This is a genomic window from Thauera sp. (assembly GCF_047601425.1).
GTDB lineage: Bacteria > Pseudomonadota > Gammaproteobacteria > Burkholderiales > Rhodocyclaceae > Thauera.
Genome location: NZ_JASGJL010000001.1, coordinates 1031339 through 1050055, shown reverse-complemented (window position 1 = coordinate 1050055; position 18717 = coordinate 1031339). Strand labels below are relative to the sequence as shown.

Here is an 18717-nt window from a genome sequence, read left to right as displayed (position 1 = left end):
AAAGCTCAATCCTTCTTGCGACCGTCTGCAGATTCCGGACTCCCCGGCGGGCCGTCCAGAATCTCGCGGATGCCCATGGTGATGAGCCCGTCGTAGTCATCGCCAGGCCGGTCGATGAACCATTGCAGCTCGCCATCCGCTGCGCGTGCCAAGCGATAGCATCTCCACTCTTCAGGCGCAGGCGGTTCCTGGAGGCACAGCCGCTCGCCATCGACGCGCCAGCGGTGCTCGACCTTGAAGCAGCTGGGCGAATGCAAGGAATACGGCTCCTCGCTCAAGATGAGGCGGCCGTCCGGGACGAAGTAGCGGCGCACCACGTAGTCAACACGCACGGAGCCGAAGGATGTGTTCGGATAGCGTTTCACCAAGGTCTTGTCCGCCAGTGCTGCAACCAGGGCGTCGCCCGCCAGATCCGTACCCCGCGGCGTCTGCCGCGTGCTCAACCGCATGTCGCGCAAGTTCTGCTCGCGCGCACGGTTGCGCTGATCGGAGAAATATTCCGAATCGCTCTTGAAGGTACAGCCGCCCAGGCTGATGGCCATCAGCGCAAGGGCAGAGAGCGCAAGACTGGACGATGTAGCCATGGACGATACCCTCTTCCTGTTAGGCTGCCGACGCCATTCTATCGATGAGCGCCCGCGAGCAGGCCGCCCCTGGATTCGCGGATGAAGTATCCCAGCAATTCGCTGTAGCACGCTGTAGGCAGGACAAACCCAGAATCAGCACCGGAAGAGAAAGTGGGCCGCATTCTAGACGGTTGAACTGGATTCGATCTTATCTATCTTGACAGGATGAATTGCTGCGCATGGGCCCCGGCCTTTATCGCGGGGATTCTCGAAGCGTGCACACCCTTCGGGAGCGCGCTACACTCGCGGCCACTCCGCTGGCGGCGCTGGCAACGCAGGCCCATCCGCCCACCGCCCCTCCTTGAAGTTTGGACAGCCCGAAGACATGACGACACAGCATCGCGAAGCCGCAGGCAGCCCGGTCCTTCGCATTTACGGCATCAAGAACTGCGACACGATGAAGAAAGCCTTTGCCTGGCTCGACGCCGCAGCGGTCGCCTACGACTTCCACGACTACAAGAAGTCAGGCATCAATGCCGCCACCCTGGCGAGCTGGTGCGAGAAGCTCGGCTGGGAGGCGCTGGTCAACAAGCGCGGCACCACCTGGCGCAAGCTCTCGCCCGAACAGCAGGCCATTGCCACCGCCGCTGACGCCATTGCGCTGATGCAGGCAAACACCAGCCTGATCCGCCGCCCGGTAGTCGAAACCGCTGGCGGTGAACTGCTCGTCGGCTTCGATCCCGAGCGCTTTGCGTCGAACTCTCAACGGAGCCTCCCGATGAGCACTGCCCTCCCCTCCAGCTATGTCCAGCGCTTTCTGCTGGAAGACCTCGACATCCGCGGCGCCGTCGTGCACCTGACCGACGTGTGGCAGGCAATGCAGGCCGGGCGCGACTACCCGGCGGCAGTCGCCCGCCTGCTCGGCGAGATGGCCGCGGTGTCGGTGGTGATTGCCGGCAACCTCAAGCAGCCCGGCCGGCTCACCTTCCAGGTCAGCGGCCACGGTCCGGTCAGCCTGCTGGTGATCGACTGTGCCGAGACGCTGAACCTGCGCGGCTATGCCAAGGCCGCTGGCGCGCCGGCCGAAGGCGGCCTCGCCGAGCTGGTCGGCGACGGCCGCCTGCAGCTGTCACTCGACATCCCGAGCCTGGATCAGCCCTACCAGAGCCTGGTGCCACTCGAGGGCGACAGCATCGCCGAAGTCTTCGAGCACTACCTCGCCCAGTCCGAGCAACAGCCCGCAGGGCTGTGGCTGGCCTGCAGCGCGGACGCCGCCGTCGCGCTGTTCGTGCAGAAGCTGCCGGGCGCTGACTTGAAGGATCTGGACGGCTGGTCGCGGGTGCAGCAGCTTGCCGCCACCGTGCGCAACGACGAACTGCTCGGCCTCGATGCGGCCGAAATCCTGCGCCGCCTGTTCGCCGAGGAAAACGTGCGCCTGTTCGAGGCCCGCGCCGTCACGCACGACTGGCCAGCCGATCCGGACAAGGTCGCCACCATGCTGCGTGGCCTGGGCGAGGAAGAAGTGCGCGGCCTGTTGGCCGAGCACGGCGAAATCGTCGTGCATGACGACTTGTCGAATCACACCTACCGCTTCGACGCCGAGGCTGTCGATGCCCTGTTCAAGGGGCATACGCTGCACTGATGGTCAACGCGCCAGCGGCGCAGCCATGACCAGGCTTTCTCCGGCTTGACCATTTGCTTCCAAATGCAAAACAATAGTAGTTCTCATTAATGTTTGCAGGAAGCCACCCATGCCGCGCCCTTCGATGCCGTGCCCGCCATCCGCATGCAGCCAGCTCGGCTGCATGTACTGAATACGCATCGTGGAGACAAACACCGGTACGGTCGCCAGCCTCTATCGGCAGCATCACCCATGGCTGCTGGGCTGGCTGCGGGCACGCCTGGGCGGCTGTCCGCACAATGCCGCCGATCTGGCCCACGACACCTTTCTGCGCCTGCTCGGCGGGCGGCGGCAGCCTGAGGGGCTGGACGAACCTCGCGCCTACCTGACCACGATCGCCCGCGCGCTGCTCATCGACCACTGGCGGCGGCGCGACATCGAGCATGCCTGGCAGCAGGCGGTCGCCCTGCTGCCAGAGGCCGAGGCGCCCTCGCCGGAGACCCGAGCACTGGCGGTCGAAGCCCTGCTGCGCATCGACACCATGCTGGATGGCCTGCGGCCCAAGGTTCGCGAAGCTTTCCTGCTCGCCCAGCTCGAGGGGCTGGGCTACCGCGAAATCGGCGTCCGCCTGGGCGTCTCGGAACGCATGGTCAAGAAGTACATGGCGCAGGCCATGCTCGCCTGCGTGACCGCTCTCGATGGAGCCGGGCCGGATGCTGCCTGATGTCCAGGACGGCATGGCGGATCCAGTCCCCAGTGCCGCTGCTCTCCGGCAGGCGGCCGAATGGTTCGCCGTGCTGCACGACGATGCCGCCGGCGAGGATCAACGGCACCGCTGGCAGGCTTGGCTCGACGCCGATGCCGAGCACCGGCTGGCCTGGGCCAGGGTCGAAGCAGTCACCCGCTCCTTCGCCGAGCTCAACCGCCATGCACCGCCCGAAACCGCGCACGGCGCCCTGTCCCGTCCTCGCCGCCGCCAGGCGCTCAAGCTGCTGGCAGGCGGCGGCCTCGCCGTTCTCGGCAGTTGGCTCGGCCATGGCTTGCTGAAGACCCACGACTGGCAGGCCCGCCTCATGGCGTGGCGCGCGGATGAGCGCACCCTGGTCGGCGAGGTGCGCGAACTGGAGCTTGCCGACGGCAGCCGCATGTGGCTCAACACCGGCAGCGCGGCCGACCTCGACTTCGACCCGAGCCTGCGCCGCATCACCCTCCACGTCGGTGAAGTGCTCATCCGCAGCGCCTCCGACCCGCAGCAGCCTCCCCGTCCTCTGGTGGTCGATACCGTGCATGGCCGCCTCACCGCCCTCGGTACGCGCTTTTCCGTCAGCATCGAAGACGGCGCCTGCCTGGTGGCAGTGTTCGACGGCAAGGTCGAAGTGGCTCCACACGATTCGCCGGCTCAGATCCTGCCGGCCGGCCGGCAGATGCGCTTTTCCAGCCATGAGAGCAGTCCCCCGATGCCAGCGGCGGCCGCGCGAGAAAGCTGGGCGCGCGGCCTGCTGGTGGCGGACGACCGCAGGCTGGACGATTTCATTGCCGAACTCGCCCGTTACGTGCCCGGGCATGTCGAGGTCGCCGACGAAGTTGCTGCGCTGCGCCTGGTCGGCGTCTATCCGATGCGTGAGCCCGCCAGTGACTTCAGCCGCAATCTTGCCGCCATCCAGCAGACCCTGCCGGTGCGCGTGCGCCGGATCGATGCCCAGCACTGGCGCATCGAAGCGCGCTGAGGCCGCGGCTCCACCATTTTTTCCGTTCGCCGGTTCCCTTTTTTGCGCCTCGCCCGGCATGCGTGATGAACACCCACTCACCACCGCGTTCATCATCATGATTCCACTGCCCGCCCTCTTTCGCCGCCCTGCGGCGCGCGCCCTTGCCTCGGCGCTTGCCACGCTGCCGCCAGCCACCGCCTTGCTCGCAGCGGGCCATGCAAGCGCCCAGCATGCCGCCCCCCGGCAGCACTACTCGATCCCCGCCGGTACGCTGTCGTCATCGCTGACCCGTTTTGCCACCGAGGCCGGTGTGCCGCTGTCGGTCAATGCTGCGCTGGTCGCCCAGCATCGCAGCACGGCGCTGGACGGCAGTTACGACGTCGAAGAAGGCTTTGCCCGCCTGCTGGCAGGCACCGGCCTGGCCGCACAGCGCGAGCCGAACGGCACCTGGGTGCTGCGCGCAGTCGAGCGCCAAGGGGAAACGACGCTCGGGGTTGTGCAGGTGACGAGTACGCATGCCCCCGAGTCCGCCGGCACCCGCAACATCGGGCGCGAAACCCTGGGTGCGCTCGCCGGCGGCAACCGCGACATCGGCACCGCATTGCGCGTGCTTCCGTCGATCCAGTTCGACAACAACCAGTTCCACACCGGACGCCAGGGCGAGCTGGCGCCGGCCGAAGTCAGCATCCACGGCGCCAAGTTCTACGACAACCAGTTCCGCTTCGACGGCATGTCGATTTCCTCGGACATCGACCCGGTCGCTTCCAATCCGAACAACAACAGCACGCCATCCTCGTCCAGCCAGGGGCTCGCGATCGACACCAGCCTGCTGTGCGAGATCAAGGTCCACGACTCGAACGTCTCGGCCGAATACGGGCGCTTCTCGGGCGGCGTCATCGAGGCCGAAACCTGCGCACCGCAGCGCGACTTCGGCGGCAGCCTGTCGCTGGAGCTGGCGCGTTCGAGCTGGATGAACTACAAGCTCACCGATGCGCAGAAGGAGTCGTATGGGCTGTCCACGAGCGACAGCCAGCAGCGTGAATTCGACAAGAAGATCTGGCGGCTGAGCCTGGAAGGCCGCCCGAGCGAAAACCTCGGCCTGATCGCCAGCGTGGTACGCAAGCGCTCGGAAATACCGCTCAAGGCTTACGACGACGGCTACGTCAGTCCCGGCGACAGCAGCAGGAAAAAGGAAACCCGCAGCTCCGACAACTACTACCTGCGCGGCTTCTGGACGCTGGCGCCGGACGTGGACGCCGACTTTGCCTTCAGCCATGCCCCGTCCGACGACAAGCATTTCATCGCCAATACCCGCGACAGCGAATTCCGCATGATCAGCGGCGGCCACGGCATCAACCTGGGCTTGAGCCACCGCCACGACGCCGTGCGCCTGAGCCACCGCCTGCAGTGGAACCATTACGAAAGCTCGCGCGATGCCGACAACACGGTGTTCAAGAACTGGCGTTATTCCGACGAGAAGAACTGGGGCCGGCGCACGTCCGCAAGCTGGAACAGCTCCGAGGGCGGCTATGGCGACGTCGAGCAGGCCCAGAACACGTTGAGCTATCTGTTCAAGGCCGAATGGGAGCCGTTCGAACTGGCCGGCATCCGGCATACGCTGCGCGCCGGCATGGAGCTGTCGCGCCAGGAGCGCTACTACGAGCGCAAGACGGAATACGTCCAGTACAACCAGAACACTGCCGCCGGCCGCAACCCGAACACCTCGAGCTGCATGACCGCCAATGGCACGATCGATACCGAGACCTGCTCGATGGCACGGCCATGGAACGGCGCCGCCGGCATGGGACAGTACATGAACTCCCGGATCATCCACTACGCCGGCAAGTTCGATGTGGACAGCAACGGCCGCTCCTTCTTCATCGAGGACGACATGCGCCTGGTCCCCACCTTGCGCCTGCGCCTCGGCGCCCGCTACGACGGCGACAGCCTGGCGCCCGAGTCCACGCTGTCGCCGCGCAGCGCGCTGTTCTGGGACTTGCGGGGCGATGGCACGACCCGGCTGGAAGCAGGCTTGAACCGCTACTACAGCCGCAACTTCATGACCTACTACACCACGGCCAAGCGCCTGTCGCTGCAGACCGAGGCGCACTACCGCCGCGTGGTCGGCGGCGTCATCTCCGACTGGGACACGCCGGTGCAGAGCGGCACCTGGCAGTTCTACCGTGACGGCGACATCAAGGTGCCCTACAGCGACGAGAAAATGCTCGCCTTCAATCAGCAGTGGGGCGGCTTCGACTGGGGGCTGAAATACGTCAAGCGCGAATCGCGCGACGAAGTGGTCATCCACTATTACCGCGAAGGTTCGAACATCCGCCGGCGCTGGGAAAACCTCGGCCGCACCGACTCGAACACGCTGTCGCTGACCATGGAGAGTGTCCGCCCGCTGCGCTTCGCCGGCACCGAAAGCAGCCTGCTGTTCAGCATCGACCGCCTGCGCAGCGAAACCTCGCACAACGACTACGAGGACACATTCAACGACAGCAGCGCCGACCCGCGGCGCCAGGACAGCGAGCGTCTGGTGCGCTACGACGGCAAGTTCATCCAGTACCGCGAACGCCCGGTAAACAACTTCGCCCGCCCGCACGCCGCAAGGCTGCTGCTTAACACCTCGATTCCGGCCGCCCGGCTCGACATCGGCAACCTGTTCACCTGGCGCGGGAGCTACCGCAAGTTCGTGCGCAACGGCAGCGCCGACTACAACGGCATTGCAGTGGACAATTACGATCTGCATACCTTCGGCTCGGCGATTTCCTGGGACATGCGCATCAACTACGCCATTCCCACACGCGACGGCCAGGAAGCCTTCGTGGCGCTGTCGATCGACAACGTGCTCGACCGTGCCAACGCCATCGAGGACAGCGGCAGCGAAACGGTGTACGAGAAAGGCCGCCAGGTCTGGGTCGAATTCGGCTACCGCTTCTGACTTGCCCCTCACGCCCGCACCCGCCCTGTGCGGGTGCGGGCTTTTCTCCGTTTCCGCAAGATACGACCCATGCCGTCAAGTTCCACGACTTTCCGTCCCGCCGTGCCTGGCCGCTGGCAAGCCGCCGCTCTCGGCGCCGTGATGACGCTGCTCCTCAGCAGTTCTGCCGCCGCATCCTGTACCACCTCGGCAGGCGGCTGGGATGCAGCCTGCCTGCGCAAGCTCTATTCGGCAGACATCGGCACCTGGCCCCGGCCACAGGGGCTGGACCGTGAAGTATGGCGTGAGATGGCGCCGGTCTCGGCATTGACTCCGCCCGCCATCGACCCTGCCCGCGTGGCGCTCGGCGAGCGGCTGTTCTTCGATCCCCGGCTGTCGCGCTCCAACCTGCTCGCCTGCATCAGCTGCCACCGTCCGGCTCACGGCTTCGCCGACACCCAGCCCGTATCTGCCGGGCACGATGGCCGCCTTGGAAAGCGCAACGCGCCCACCATCCTGGGCGCCGCCCATGCCGCTGCCCTGTTCTGGGACGGCCGTGCCGCCAGCCTGGAGGAACAGGCCTTGGGGCCGATCTCCCATCCGGATGAGATGGCGATGCCGCTGGACGAACTCCCCGCCAAGCTCGCCGCTCTCAGTGGTTACGCAGAAGCCTTTGCGCAGGCCTTCCCTGCCGGCGCCGGGCAAAGCGGCAGCGCGGTCACGCTGAACAATATCGCCAGCGCGCTGGCCGACTACCAGCGCACCCTGCTGCCGCCGGAAACCCGCTTCGACCGTTTCCTGCGTGGCCAACACGATGCGCTCGACGACCGGGAGCTTCTCGGCCTGCATCTGTTCCGCACCAAGGCGCGCTGCATGGCCTGCCACGAAGGCCCCCTGCTCAGCGACAACCGCTTTCACAACCTGGGGCTGACCTGGTATGGCCGCTCCTACGAAGACCTCGGGCGCTACGGAATCACCCGCGAAGCCGCCGACGTCGGCCGTTTCCGCACGCCTGCCCTGCGCCAGGTCGCACACACCGGGCCATGGATGCACAACGGGCGCTTCCCCGTCCTGAGCGGCGTGCTCAACATGTACAACGCGGGCATGCCCCGGCCGCGCCCTGCCAACGACGCCGAAGCCGGGGATCCGCTGTTTCCGGTGACTTCCGAGCTGCTGCAGCCACTGGAATTGACGCCGGCCGAACTCGAGGCACTCGAAGCCTTTCTGCGGGTACTCTGAAGCTCCCCCATCGTCGCTGCACTGCATGGCTGGCCGCCGATCAGCCTGGCGGCTCGCGGTCCGGCCTTGCCCGATCGCACGCCGATCAGTACACTTCCTTGATTTTGAAGAAGCTTCCATCCATGTCCGCCTCCGCGCCCGTCCAGTTCCGCAACACCACGCTCGGCGCGACCGTCGCCACGCTGCAGGCCGCCGAACCGCCCGCGCTGGCCGATGCCCTGCACAAGATGCTTGGCGGCATGCCTGATTTCTTCAATGGCGAAGCCGTCATCCTCGATTTTTCCGCATTGCCCGAAGTTCCGCCGTCGATCGACTGGGCAGGCCTGAATTCGCTGATGCGCCGCTATCGCCTGCAGCCGATCGGCGTGTTCAATCTCCCGCCCGAGCATGAAGAAGGCGCCCGCCGTGCGGGCCTGGCCCAGCTCGATGCGGCGGCCACCGGCAACGCCCGGCCGGCCGAGCGGCCCGCCCCGGCACGTGCGCCCGAACCGCCAGCAGCAGCGCCGCAGGCGCCCGCCGCCTCGCCGCAGCCGGCCGCGCCAGCGACGATGTTCATCGACCGGCCGCTGCGCTCCGGCCAGCAGGTCTATGCGCGCGGCGCCGACCTGGTGCTGGTGGGCGGCGTCAGCCCCGGCGCCGAAGTCATCGCCGACGGCAGCATCCATTGTTACGGTCCGTTGCGCGGACGCGCCATCGCCGGCGCCCAGGGCGACAACCGTGCCCGTATCATCACCAGCAATTTCGGCCCGGAACTGGTCTCCATCGCCGGAGTGTTCCGCACCTTCGAGCGCGGCATTCCCGAGACCATCGCCGGCCGCGCGACACAGGTGCGCCTGAGCGGCGCCGAGAACACTCTAAACATCGAAGCGCTGCCGTCCTTCTGAACGCAGCCACACAGCAGAACAAGGGGAAACCGTGAAAGTCATCGTGATTACGTCGGGCAAGGGTGGCGTGGGCAAGACCACCACCAGTGCGGCATTCGCTTCCGGCCTCGCCCTGCGCGGCTACAAGACCGCGGTGATCGACTTCGACGTCGGCCTGCGCAACCTCGACCTCATCATGGGCTGCGAACGCCGCGTGGTGTATGACCTGGTCAATGTCGTCAACGGCGAAGCGCGCCTGAACCAGGCGCTGATCAAGGACAAGAACTGCGAGAACCTGTTCATCCTGCCGGCTTCGCAGACCCGCGACAAGGACGCGCTGACCGAGGAAGGCGTCGAAAAAGTGCTGGAAGAACTGCAGCACATGGGCTTCGACTACGTCGTCTGCGACTCCCCCGCCGGCATCGAGCGCGGCGCGGTGATGGCGCTGACCTTCGCCGACGAGGCCATCGTCACCAGCAACCCGGAAGTTTCCTCGGTGCGCGACTCCGACCGCATCCTCGGCATCCTGCAGAGCAAGTCCAAGCGTGCGCGCGAAGGCGGCGAACCGGTCAAGGAGCACCTGCTGATCACCCGCTACTCGCCCAAGCGCGTCGAGGAAGGCGAAATGCTGTCCTACAAGGACGTGCAGGAGCTGCTGCGGGTGCCGCTGATCGGCGTCATTCCCGAGTCGGAGTCGGTGCTGCACGCGTCCAACCAGGGCACGCCGGCAATCCACCTGAAGGGCACCGACGTCGCCGAGGCCTATTCCGACGTCGTCGCCCGCTTCCTCGGCGAGGAACGCCCGCTGCGCTTCGTCAACTACGAAAAGCCCGGCCTGATCAAGCGCCTGTTCGGAGGCAAGTGACATGTCCTTCCTTTCCCGCCTCTTCGGCGAAAAGAAAAAGACTGCGGAGATCGCCAAAAACCGCCTGTCTCTGCTGATCGCCCACGAGCGTGCAGGCGACTCCCCGACCGCCGATTTCCTGCCCGCGCTGCAGCGCGAACTGATCGAAGTGATCTCGAAATACGTCGCAGTGAATCCCGACGACATCAAGGTTCAGCTCGACAAGCAGGACAACATGGATGTGCTCGAGGTCAACATCGTCCTGCCCGAGCAGCCGCGCTGACCACATCACGCCTGCGGGCGTAGCCCTGCCCGGGTGATGAAATCGGTAACCATAGCGGACTTAAAATCCGCCGGCGCAAGCCTTACGGGTTCGAGTCCCGTCCCGGGCACCATTCCATATCCAGTTGGTCTGAAGGGTTCGCCGGCGCCATCGGAGCGCCTCCCAACCCGCATGCGCTCATCGTGATCGTTCTAAATCTCTGCTGTAGCCAGGAGCATCGCTTCGAAGGCTGGTTCGCCTCGGCGGATGCCTTCGAGGAACAGCGCGCTCGCCAGCTCGTGAGCTGTCCCATCTGTGGCAGCAACGCGGTTCGCCGCCTGCCGAGCGCGCCCTACGTGCTGACGCGGCACTCGGCGCCTTCCAGCGAGACTGCCGGACAGGCTCCGGCAGCAGCCCCGGCCTCGGCCGGGCCAGACCTGCCGCCTGAAGCCGTCGTGGAGAACGTGCTGCAAGTGCTCCGGCACATGTCCCGCAATGCCGAGAACGTCGGCGACCGCCTGCCGGAGGAAGCGCGCCGCATCCATCATGGCGAAGCCGAAGTGCGCAACATCCGTGGCCAGGCTTCGCCCGAGGAAGTCGAAGAACTGATCGATGAAGGCATCATCGTCGTCCCCCTGCCGTCCGGCGAGGACGAAGTCCACTAAGGCCGGCCTGCATCGATCACAGGTGCGCGGCGATCAGCGGCACCCGCATCTCATCGGCGGTCATGCCGCCATGCACGCCGATCAGCGTGTGAGGCGTTTCACCCTCGACCACGTCGATGATGGTCCAGCCCGGTTCCATCAGCAGCAGGTAGCTACCGACCCGTTCCGCCAGCCGGGGATGATGCGGCCCGGGCCCGAGCAAGCCGGCGCCGATGCAGTCGGCACCGGACATCAGCACCGCTCGCCCGGCCAGCGTTTCCGCCGCCCAACGCTCGAACTCCCGTTCGGCCCCCTGCCTCACCGAGCAGAACGCCAGCCGGCGCTCGCCGAACAGGGGCGCGGCGAGCATCTTCGGCATCTCGCCGTCCTGGGCCACCTGCAGCGTATGCTCCGGCGAGCTGTCGATGAAGCCGTGGTCGGCGGTGACCAGGATGCGCGTACCGCTCCCCGCCAGCCGTTCGCAGAGGCGCCCGAACATGCCGTCGATCCTGCCGAAGCAGGTCTGCACCTGAGGCGAGCGGCAGCCGTAGGCATGGCTCAGCGCGTCGAAGCTCGGGTAATAGGCGTGGATGAAACCGCCGCCTTCCCGGCCGAGCTCGCCGACGGTCTCCAGCAGGACCTCTTCCAGCATGGCCAGACCGTCATAAGGGCGTATGCGCGCGCCGTGCGCATGGTGCCGGGAATAAGGCGAAAAGGCGATTTCGCTGGGTGAAAGCATCACCGTGGGCCGCTGCGCAGCCCTGAACATCGAATCTTCCCGGAACAGACGTGCCGCGACACCGGGAGCCAGCGGCCCACGGCCGCGCAGTTCGAGCGGCAAAGGCGAAATCACGCCCCCGAAACGATGGTCGTGGATGAACCAGCCATTCAGGCCATGCTCGGCCGGCGAGGCGCCGGTCATCAGCGTGGTGACGGCGCTGGCGGTGGTGCTGGGAAATACCGAGGTCAGCGTACGCAGGCAGTGGGCCGCGAGTGCAGACCTTGCGCCAAGCTCCGACAGGAAATTCGCGCCCAGGCCGTCAATGACCAGCAGCACGACGACGGCTGCTTCGCCCGGCTCCACTCCCGCCGGCGCGAGCCCGGCATGGGGTGAATGCAGCCAGGTCCGCAGATCGCGTGCCAGACCGTAGATGCCGCCCTGCTCATAATCGGGCAGGACATGGCTGGGAGGCCAGCGCGGCACGGGGCTGTGCTTCAACTTCCGCCTCCTTGCGTCGCGATCAACGCGCGGCCGAACTGCCGGTGCTCGGCGTGGCGTGCGTACCGGCCAGATGGTTCACCACCGCGTTGATGTTCTTCTCGCCCAGCTGCACCACCGCAGCCGTCATCGGCGCGGAGAAACGCTCACCGGACTGGGCCAGGTAGCGCCGCAGGCTGATCCGCAGGTATTCGGACTGCTGGCCGGCAAGGCGCGGGAAGGACTCGGAGCCCTCGGCGCCGGGCTGGTGGCAAAGCGCACAGTGCTTTTCATAGAGCCTGGCGCCGGCGCCGTCGCTGGCCTTCATCTGCGGCGCCGGAGATGACGCGTAGTACAGCGCGATGGCAAGCTTGTCCCGCTCGCTCAGCACCTTCATCAGCCCCTGCATGAAATCGTCCTTGCGGGTACCCGCAAGGAAGGCTTCGATCTGGGAAAGGATGTAGGCCGGGTGCTGGCCTGCCAGGTTGGGAACTTCGCCATAGCGGCTGACGCCCTGCTCGCCATGGCAGTTCGCGCAGAAGAATGCAGCCTTGCGCCCCGCCTCTGCGAGCATGGCACGTTGTGCGTCGTCCACCTTCTGCAGGGCCTCGCTGGCGGATTCTCCGCCTGCAGGCGCCGCCAGGACGGCAGCCGATGCCGTCAGAGAAAGAACCGCGATGGAAAGCAACTTCACAAGCATGTTTGTCCGACCCCTGCTCCGGTGTGGGCAAGGTTACACCATTGCCGCACGCCGATGGGCAGGCCTCCGGCAGTGTTTTGTCATGAGTGTGACTTTGGTCCGCCGTAACGCAAGGCATCGAGCACCAGCGAGAAAGCCGGCGACGGCTGCCGGCGGCTGGGGTAGTACAGAAAGAAGCCCGGGAACGGTTCGCACCAGTCCTCCAGCACGCGCACCAGCCGGCCTTCGTCGATGTGCGGGGCGAACTCCTCCTCGGGCAGACTGGCGATGCCGAGTCCGGCAAGCGCGGCATCCACGATGTTGGGTGAAGTGTTGAAGATGAGCTGTCCATCCACGCGCACGTTCAAGCGTTTCCCATGCCGCTGGAAATCCCACACGAAAATCCCGCCGCTGCTCTGCATCCGCATGTTGATGCAGTTGTGGTTCAGCAACTCATGCGGTTCCCTGGGGATGGGGTGGGCCTCGAAATATTCGGCTGATGCAGCAATAGCCAAGCGCAAAGACGGCCCGATGGGCACGGCGATCATGTCCTTGTCGATGGTGTCGCCCAGGCGGACACCGGCATCGAAGCGGTCCGCGACGATGTCCCGGAAGCCGTAGTTCACATCGAACTCGATCCTGATGTCCGGGTACTCGCGCAGCAAGGGGGCGAGTTTCGGAAAGATCGTGCTCCGCAGGATGTGATCGCCGCAGGTGATGCGCACCGTCCCTGCCGGCTTGTCTCGCAGTTCGGTCAGTTCATCCAGCTCGGCCTCGATCTCGTCGAAGCGGTGGCCGATGGCGTTCAACAGCCGTTCGCCCGCCGCGGTCAACGAGACGCTGCGCGTGGTGCGGGTCAGCAGCCGGATCCGGAGGCGTGCCTCCAGGCCGTTGATCGCCTGGCTCAAAGCGGATTGAGTCACGCCCAGATGAGCGGCTGCACGGGTGAAACTGCCTTCGCGCGCGATGGCGACGAAGTACAGGAGGTCGTTGAGGTTGCGTCTGGCCATGGCGCAGTTTCCCACGTGTTTCGAGGATTATTGGTTAGCCTACCTTATAAGGTCTTTAAGGATTCATTAGCTAGTCACGGCAAGCATCGAGATGGAAGATGGAGGGCATGAAAAAGTCATTCCCGGCCTCCCCGTTTCCCGCCCTCCACTCGCGGCGCGCAACGCTGACGCTGCTGCTCGGCGCGCTCCTGGCCGCCTGCGGTTCGGGCAATTCGATTGCCCGGACGCCGGCAGGCGCGACCCCTGCCCCCTCGAAGGAATCCACCATGAGAATCCGCCTGATCGTCGGCGAACGGGTTGCCACGGCCACGCTGTACGACAACGCCACTGCGAGGGATTTCGCCTCCCTGCTGCCGCTGTCCTTGACGATGACGGACTACGCCACCATCGAGCGCGTATCGGATCTGCCGCGCAAGCTCTCCACCCAGGGCGCTCCCGAAGGCATGGCGCCCGAGGCCGGCGAACTGACCCACTACGCCCCCTGGGGCAACCTGGCGATCTTCATCGAGGGCCGCTCATGGTCGCGCAGCCTGCTGCCGCTGGGCAAGGTGGATGGAGGCCTGTCCGCCCTGGCGCAGCCGGGGCCGTATCAGCTGCGCATCGAGCGCGCCGAACCCTGACGCCATCCGTTGCCATCGCCGCGCACACTCCCAGGGGGCTGTGCGGCATCGCCATTCAAAACGTAGAACAACAATCCTCCCCAGCCCCTCATGACCAGTACGACCAGCAATGCAATCGACCCCCCTGCGGGCCGCCCCGACGAAACGCCAGCGCAACCCTCCTCATGGAGCGGAGTCTTCGCCCTGTCGATCTGCGCCTTTGCCCTGATCGCCTCCGAGTTCCTGCCCGTCAGCCTGCTGACGCCCATCTCCGGCGATCTCGGCATCACCGAAGGCATGGCAGGCCAGGGCATTGCCATCTCCGGCGCCTTCGCCGTACTGACCAGTCTGTTCATTTCCGCGCTGGCCGGCAGCCTGAATCGCAAAACCCTGCTGCTGGGCCTGACCGCAGCGATGGGCGTGTCCGGCGCCATCGTCGCACTGGCGCCGAACTACTTCACCTACATGCTGGGCCGCGCGCTGATCGGCGTGGTCGTCGGCGGTTTCTGGTCGATGTCGGCGGCCACCGCCATGCGCCTGGTACCGATCCAGCAGGTGCCGCGCGCGCTGGCGGTAATCAATGGCGGCAATGCGCTGGCCACGGTGGTGGCCGCACCGCTGGGTGCCTGGCTCGGCACCGTCATCGGCTGGCGCGGCGCCTTCCTGTGCCTGGTTCCCGTCGCACTGATCGCGCTGGCCTGGCAATGGAAGACGCTGCCGCCGATGCGCGCCGCCGCGCACGCACCCGGCATCGGCAACGCTTTCAAGGTCTTCACCCTGTTCGGGCGCCCTGCCGTGGCCGTGGGCATGCTGGCCAGCAGCCTGCTGTTCATGGGCCAGTTCTCGCTGTTCACCTATGTGCGCCCCTTCCTGGAGACGGTCACCGACGTGCACGGCGCGGCGATCTCGCTGGTCCTGCTGGTGATCGGCGCAGCCGGCTTCATCGGCTCCCTGCTGATCGGCCGCATCCTGCAATGGGGCTTCTACCAGACGCTGATCGTCATCCCGCTGCTGATGGCGGCGATCGCCGTGGCGCTGGTCGCTTTCGGCGGCTGGACGGCTGCCGTCGTCGCGCTGCTGGGCCTCTGGGGGCTGACCGGCACCTCGGCGCCGGTGGGCTGGTGGGCATGGATCGCCAAGGTGTTCCCGAATGATGCCGAAGCGGGCGGCGGCCTGTTCGTCGCCGTGGTGCAGATGTCGATCGCGCTGGGTTCGGTGGTCGGCGGCCTGCTGTTCGACCACAGCGGCCATCGCAGCACTTTCATCGTGAGCGCTGGGCTGCTGGTGGCTTCCGCCGTACTGACCGTGGCGACCGCACGCAAGACCGCGCACCGATGATCGCAGGCCAGCCATTTGCCGCACGCATACGACCCGATTCCCGCAACTTCGAAGATGGAGAACACCATGAATGAATCCGCCAACAGCACCACGACCGCCGAGCAGCCGAACTCCCGCCGGGGTTTCATCCGGAATACGGCGCTCGCAGGATCGGCCACGCTGCTTGCCGCGCATTCGGGCCTGGCTCAGGCAGCGGCCGCAGCCAACACGGAGGCAAAAAGCATGCAACTGACGCACGAATGGGACAAGACTTTCCCCAGGAACGACAAGGTCGAGCACCGGAAAGTCACGTTCAGGAACCGCTACGGCATCACCCTCGCCGCGGACCTGTACCAGCCGAAAAACTCCACCGGCAAGCTGGCGGCGCTTGCCGTCAGCGGCCCCTTCGGCGCGGTGAAGGAGCAGTCTTCCGGCCTGTATGCGCAGACCATGGCCGAGCGCGGCTTCATCGCCCTCGCCTTCGACCCCTCCTATACCGGCGAAAGCGGCGGCGAGCCGCGCAACGTCGCCTCACCCGACATCAGCGTCGAGGACTTCAGCGCCGCGGTGGATTTCCTCGGCCTGCAAGCCAATGTCGATCGTGAGCGGATCGGCATCATCGGCATCTGCGGCTGGGGCGGCATGGCGCTGAGCGCCGCTGCGGTGGACAAGCGCATCAAGGCCGTGGCCGCCAGCACCATGTACGACATGACGCGCGTGATGTCCAGGGGCTACAACGACAGCGTGACGCCCGAACAGCGCGCGCAGATACTGGAACAACTGAGCCTGCAGCGCTGGAAGGATGCGGAGGCCGGCACACCCTCCTACCAGCCGCCCTACAACGAGCTGCATGGCGGCGAGGCGCAGTTCCTGGTCGAATACGCCGACTACTACCGAACGCCGCGCGGTTACCACGCGCGCTCGGTCAACTCCGGCAACGCCTGGACGATCACCACACCGCTGCCGTTCATGAACCTGCCGATCCTCAGCCACATCCGGGAGATTTCGCCTCGGCCGATCCTGCTGGTCCACGGCGAGAAGGCACATTCGCGCTACTTCAGCGAAACCGCTTATGCAGCGGCGGCAGAACCGAAGGAGCTGATGATCATCCCCGGCGCAAACCACGTCGACCTGTACGACCAGGTGAACAAGATTCCCTTCGACCGGATGGCGGAATTCTTTGGCGTTCTCTGAAGCAAGGCCAACACGGTGCCATGGCGAGTGCTTGCTTCGGCGCCGAACTGCTGCGCTGGCTGGCGCCCGCCCACGCGGGGCCGGAAGAAACGGTGGAGGTTCCCGCTGCTGACGGGCAGCCGCTGCCGCTCGAGCAGGGCATCAAAGCCCGCACTGCCCTGGTGGCGCAGGCCCGTGCCGCACGCACGGCCATCGAGCGCCACCGGCCCGAACGCATCGTCACACTGGGCGGCGACTGTCTCGTCGACCTAGCGCCGTTTGCGTGGCTGAACATCCGGCACGCGTGATGATCGCCGGCATGAGCGCCTGGACCAAGGCCGAAGGCCGCATCATCCAGGAGCTGGGCATCCGCCACACGCCTGCCGCCAAACTCGCCGACAGCAGCCATCGGCATCGCGGAGTTCCTGCCCTGGGACATGCTGCGGCTCAGGGAAGCATTGGCCAGCCTGCCCATCATGCAGCGATGAGCTGCCCTCCCGGCTAGGTGCTTTCCACGCTGGCGTATTCGACACACAGCCTGCGCGCCGGCACCGCCCCGTTTTTTACCGCGATGATCTCGGCCATCACGCTCACCGCGATCTCGGCGGGTGTCTTGCTGCCGATGTAGAGGCCCACCGGCGAATGCAGGCGCCGCACCGACGCTTCCATCTCGTCGAAGTGTTCGATAAAGCGCTGCATCCGGCTGTTTGCGTTGCGCCGCGAGCCGATGGCGCCGACGTAGAACGCCGGGCTGTGCAGTGCTTCCAGCAAGGCCATGTCGTCGAGCTTGGGGTCGTGGCTCAGGGCGACGATGCAGCTGCGGGCGTCGGGGGCAAAAATGCGCACGGCGTCGTCGGGCATTTCGGTGGTGATAAACACGCCGGCCACGGCCCAGGAGTCCCGATGTTCGGCACGCGGATCACACAGCGTCACGGCGAAGTCGTTGAACAGCGCCATCGTCGCCACGTATTCGGCCAGCGCGCCGGCGCCGATCAGCAGCATCCGGTACTGCGGCCCGAAGGTGCTGGACAGGGTGTCGCCGTCGAAATGCAGCGGCTCGGGCGCGCTGGCCGGTTTCAGGATTGCCGCACCCGAGCGGCAGTTCACCGTCCGGCAGACGAGCTGCCCCGCCTCCAGGCGCCGCACCAGCTCATCGAGCGCGGCAGGATCCGGTTCGAACTCCAGCAGCAGTTCCAGCGTACCGCCGCAAGGCAGGCCGAAGCGGTGCGCTTCGTCGGCAGTCACGCCGTAGCGCACCAGCCTGGGCGCCGAGCGCGGCATGCCCGGGCCATCGTAGACCGTGGTGTAGCCGTGGATCAGGTCGTCCTCGATGCAGCCGCCCGAGACCGAGCCGATGCAGCGGCCGTCCTCGCGCAGCGCCATCATCGAGCCGGGCGGGCGCGGCGACGAGCCCCAGGTCTTGACCACCGTGGCCAGCATCAGCCGGTGCCCGGCAGCATGCCAGTCGCGCGCGGCGCGCAGCACGCGCACATCGACGCTTTCCATCAGCTTGCCTCCCGGGTTTCGAGCAAAGCCTCGGCCCGCGCCAGATCGTCCGGCGTGTCGATGTCCAGTGTGATGCCCTCGTCGTCCAGTTGCAGATCCAGCACCCTCCCCGCCTGCCGTTGCGCCCGCACGACGGCCGCCGCACCCGCATCATCGCCCAATGCCATCAGCGCCGCGCGGCATTCGCGGCCAAAACCGACCGGGTGGCCTTGCTGCATGCCGCAGAACGGCACGACCACCGGCTGTGAAGCCAGACCCTCCGCCACCCGCAGCAGGCTGCGGGCGCCGACCAGCGGCAGATCGCCGGGCAGAATCAGCCAGCCGGCGGCATCCGGGGTGGCCGCGACACCGCGGGCGATGGAATCGCCCATGCCGTCCGTGCCATTTACAGGCCGCACGACATGGCAAGCCAGGCCCGACGCAGCGACGCTGCGCAGCACATGCTCGAGCACCGGCTTGCCGGCCAGCAGCGCATCGAGCTTGTGCGTGCGGCCGCCGGCGCGGGCGAAGCGCTCGCCCCGGCCGGCTGCCAGCACGATCACGGTGGGCGCCTGCTGCACGTCG

The 18717-nt window shown here is 66.3% G+C and carries 21 protein-coding genes, 1 tRNA gene and 1 pseudogene; 16 read left to right on the top strand and 7 right to left on the bottom strand.

All coding sequences use genetic code 11. The features are described 5' to 3' along the window. Nucleotides 1–5 precede the first annotated feature (5 nt). On the bottom strand, nt 6–542 hold the full coding sequence (locus QM748_RS05065) for a hypothetical protein (protein ID WP_415245952.1): 537 nt from the start codon (nt 540–542) through the stop codon (nt 6–8). 409 nt (nt 543–951) lie between these two features. On the opposite strand from QM748_RS05065, the pseudogene QM748_RS05060 reads away from it, so the two are divergent. Then, nucleotides 952–1260, top strand: a pseudogene (locus QM748_RS05060) (Spx/MgsR family RNA polymerase-binding regulatory protein); the annotation flags it as partial. An 84-nt stretch (nt 1261–1344) separates the two neighbouring features. Continuing rightward, nucleotides 1345–2208 (top strand): Hsp33 family molecular chaperone HslO, encoded by an 864-nt coding sequence (locus tag QM748_RS05055; RefSeq protein ID WP_415248019.1) that lies wholly within the window; start codon nt 1345–1347, stop codon nt 2206–2208. A gap of 3 nt (nt 2209–2211) precedes the next feature. Here the strand turns inward: QM748_RS05055 and QM748_RS05050 are convergent, their stop codons facing one another. Beyond that, complete coding sequence (locus tag QM748_RS05050; RefSeq protein WP_415245951.1) at nt 2212–2388, bottom strand: hypothetical protein; 177 nt, start codon at nt 2386–2388, stop codon at nt 2212–2214. A 1-nt stretch (nt 2389) separates the two neighbouring features. On the opposite strand from QM748_RS05050, the gene QM748_RS05045 reads away from it, so the two are divergent. The 9 genes from QM748_RS05045 (at nt 2390) to QM748_RS05005 (ending at nt 10692) form a co-directional block, all read left to right on the top strand. Beyond that, the gene (locus QM748_RS05045) at nt 2390–2911 is read left to right on the top strand and encodes a sigma-70 family RNA polymerase sigma factor (protein ID WP_415245950.1); all 522 of its coding nucleotides are present in this window, start codon (nt 2390–2392) and stop codon (nt 2909–2911) included. Next, nucleotides 2901–3914, top strand: coding sequence for a FecR domain-containing protein (locus QM748_RS05040; protein WP_415245949.1), 1014 nt, complete (start codon nt 2901–2903; stop codon nt 3912–3914). Before QM748_RS05045 ends, QM748_RS05040 begins: the two co-directional genes overlap by 11 nt. 58 nt (nt 3915–3972) lie before the next feature. Continuing rightward, nucleotides 3973–6840, top strand: coding sequence for a secretin and TonB N-terminal domain-containing protein (locus tag QM748_RS05035; RefSeq protein WP_415245948.1), 2868 nt, complete (start codon nt 3973–3975; stop codon nt 6838–6840). Between the two features lie 141 nt (nt 6841–6981). Continuing rightward, nucleotides 6982–8058, top strand: a complete 1077-nt coding sequence (locus tag QM748_RS05030; protein ID WP_415245947.1) for a cytochrome-c peroxidase — start codon at nt 6982–6984, stop codon at nt 8056–8058. Nucleotides 8059–8180: 122 nt separating this feature from the next. Then, nucleotides 8181–8942: a septum site-determining protein MinC gene (gene minC, locus QM748_RS05025; protein ID WP_415245946.1), complete on the top strand. Its 762-nt coding sequence runs from the start codon at nt 8181–8183 to the stop codon at nt 8940–8942. Between the two features lie 31 nt (nt 8943–8973). Then, complete coding sequence (gene minD, locus QM748_RS05020; RefSeq protein ID WP_415245945.1) at nt 8974–9786, top strand: septum site-determining protein MinD; 813 nt, start codon at nt 8974–8976, stop codon at nt 9784–9786. 1 nt (nt 9787) lies between these two features. Continuing rightward, nucleotides 9788–10048, top strand: a complete 261-nt coding sequence (gene minE / locus QM748_RS05015) for a cell division topological specificity factor MinE (RefSeq protein ID WP_415245944.1) — start codon at nt 9788–9790, stop codon at nt 10046–10048. A gap of 27 nt (nt 10049–10075) precedes the next feature. Beyond that, nucleotides 10076–10160, top strand: a tRNA-Leu gene (locus tag QM748_RS05010). Nucleotides 10161–10230: 70 nt separating this feature from the next. After that, nucleotides 10231–10692 (top strand): DUF1178 family protein, encoded by a 462-nt coding sequence (locus QM748_RS05005; protein WP_415245943.1) that lies wholly within the window; start codon nt 10231–10233, stop codon nt 10690–10692. Nucleotides 10693–10708: 16 nt separating this feature from the next. Here the strand turns inward: QM748_RS05005 and QM748_RS05000 are convergent, their stop codons facing one another. From QM748_RS05000 to QM748_RS04990, 3 genes are all read right to left on the bottom strand, one after another. Further along, nucleotides 10709–11890 (bottom strand): alkaline phosphatase family protein, encoded by a 1182-nt coding sequence (locus QM748_RS05000; RefSeq protein WP_415245942.1) that lies wholly within the window; start codon nt 11888–11890, stop codon nt 10709–10711. Nucleotides 11891–11912: 22 nt separating this feature from the next. Beyond that, complete coding sequence (locus QM748_RS04995) at nt 11913–12569, bottom strand: c-type cytochrome (RefSeq protein ID WP_415245941.1); 657 nt, start codon at nt 12567–12569, stop codon at nt 11913–11915. Nucleotides 12570–12649: 80 nt separating this feature from the next. Continuing rightward, nucleotides 12650–13558, bottom strand: coding sequence for a LysR family transcriptional regulator (locus tag QM748_RS04990; protein ID WP_415245940.1), 909 nt, complete (start codon nt 13556–13558; stop codon nt 12650–12652). A 266-nt stretch (nt 13559–13824) separates the two neighbouring features. On the opposite strand from QM748_RS04990, the gene QM748_RS04985 reads away from it, so the two are divergent. The 5 genes from QM748_RS04985 (at nt 13825) to QM748_RS04965 (ending at nt 17152) form a co-directional block, all read left to right on the top strand. Then, a complete protein-coding gene (locus QM748_RS04985) occupies nt 13825–14178 on the top strand; it encodes a cyclophilin-like fold protein (protein WP_415245939.1) in 354 nt (117 codons plus the stop codon). Nucleotides 14179–14268: 90 nt separating this feature from the next. Next, nucleotides 14269–15495, top strand: a complete 1227-nt coding sequence (locus QM748_RS04980) for an MFS transporter (protein WP_415245938.1) — start codon at nt 14269–14271, stop codon at nt 15493–15495. Nucleotides 15496–15561: 66 nt separating this feature from the next. Then, the gene (locus QM748_RS04975) at nt 15562–16668 is read left to right on the top strand and encodes an alpha/beta hydrolase (RefSeq protein WP_415245937.1); all 1107 of its coding nucleotides are present in this window, start codon (nt 15562–15564) and stop codon (nt 16666–16668) included. Between the two features lie 20 nt (nt 16669–16688). Beyond that, nucleotides 16689–16955: a hypothetical protein gene (locus QM748_RS04970; protein ID WP_415245936.1), complete on the top strand. Its 267-nt coding sequence runs from the start codon at nt 16689–16691 to the stop codon at nt 16953–16955. Further along, a complete protein-coding gene (locus QM748_RS04965; RefSeq protein ID WP_415245935.1) occupies nt 16955–17152 on the top strand; it encodes a hypothetical protein in 198 nt (65 codons plus the stop codon). The genes QM748_RS04970 and QM748_RS04965 overlap by 1 nt, the downstream gene beginning before the upstream one ends. On the opposite strand, the gene QM748_RS04960 is transcribed toward QM748_RS04965, so the two are convergent. Both QM748_RS04960 and QM748_RS04955 read right to left on the bottom strand, forming a co-directional pair. Next, nucleotides 17149–18153 (bottom strand): XdhC family protein, encoded by a 1005-nt coding sequence (locus tag QM748_RS04960; protein ID WP_415245934.1) that lies wholly within the window; start codon nt 18151–18153, stop codon nt 17149–17151. The two genes, QM748_RS04965 and QM748_RS04960, sit on opposite strands and share 4 nt — an antisense overlap. Next, nucleotides 18153–18713 carry a nucleotidyltransferase family protein gene (locus QM748_RS04955; protein WP_415245933.1) on the bottom strand — a complete coding sequence of 187 codons (561 nt, stop codon included), beginning with the start codon at nt 18711–18713 and terminating at the stop codon, nt 18153–18155. Before QM748_RS04955 ends, QM748_RS04960 begins: the two co-directional genes overlap by 1 nt. Nucleotides 18714–18717 lie beyond the last annotated feature (4 nt).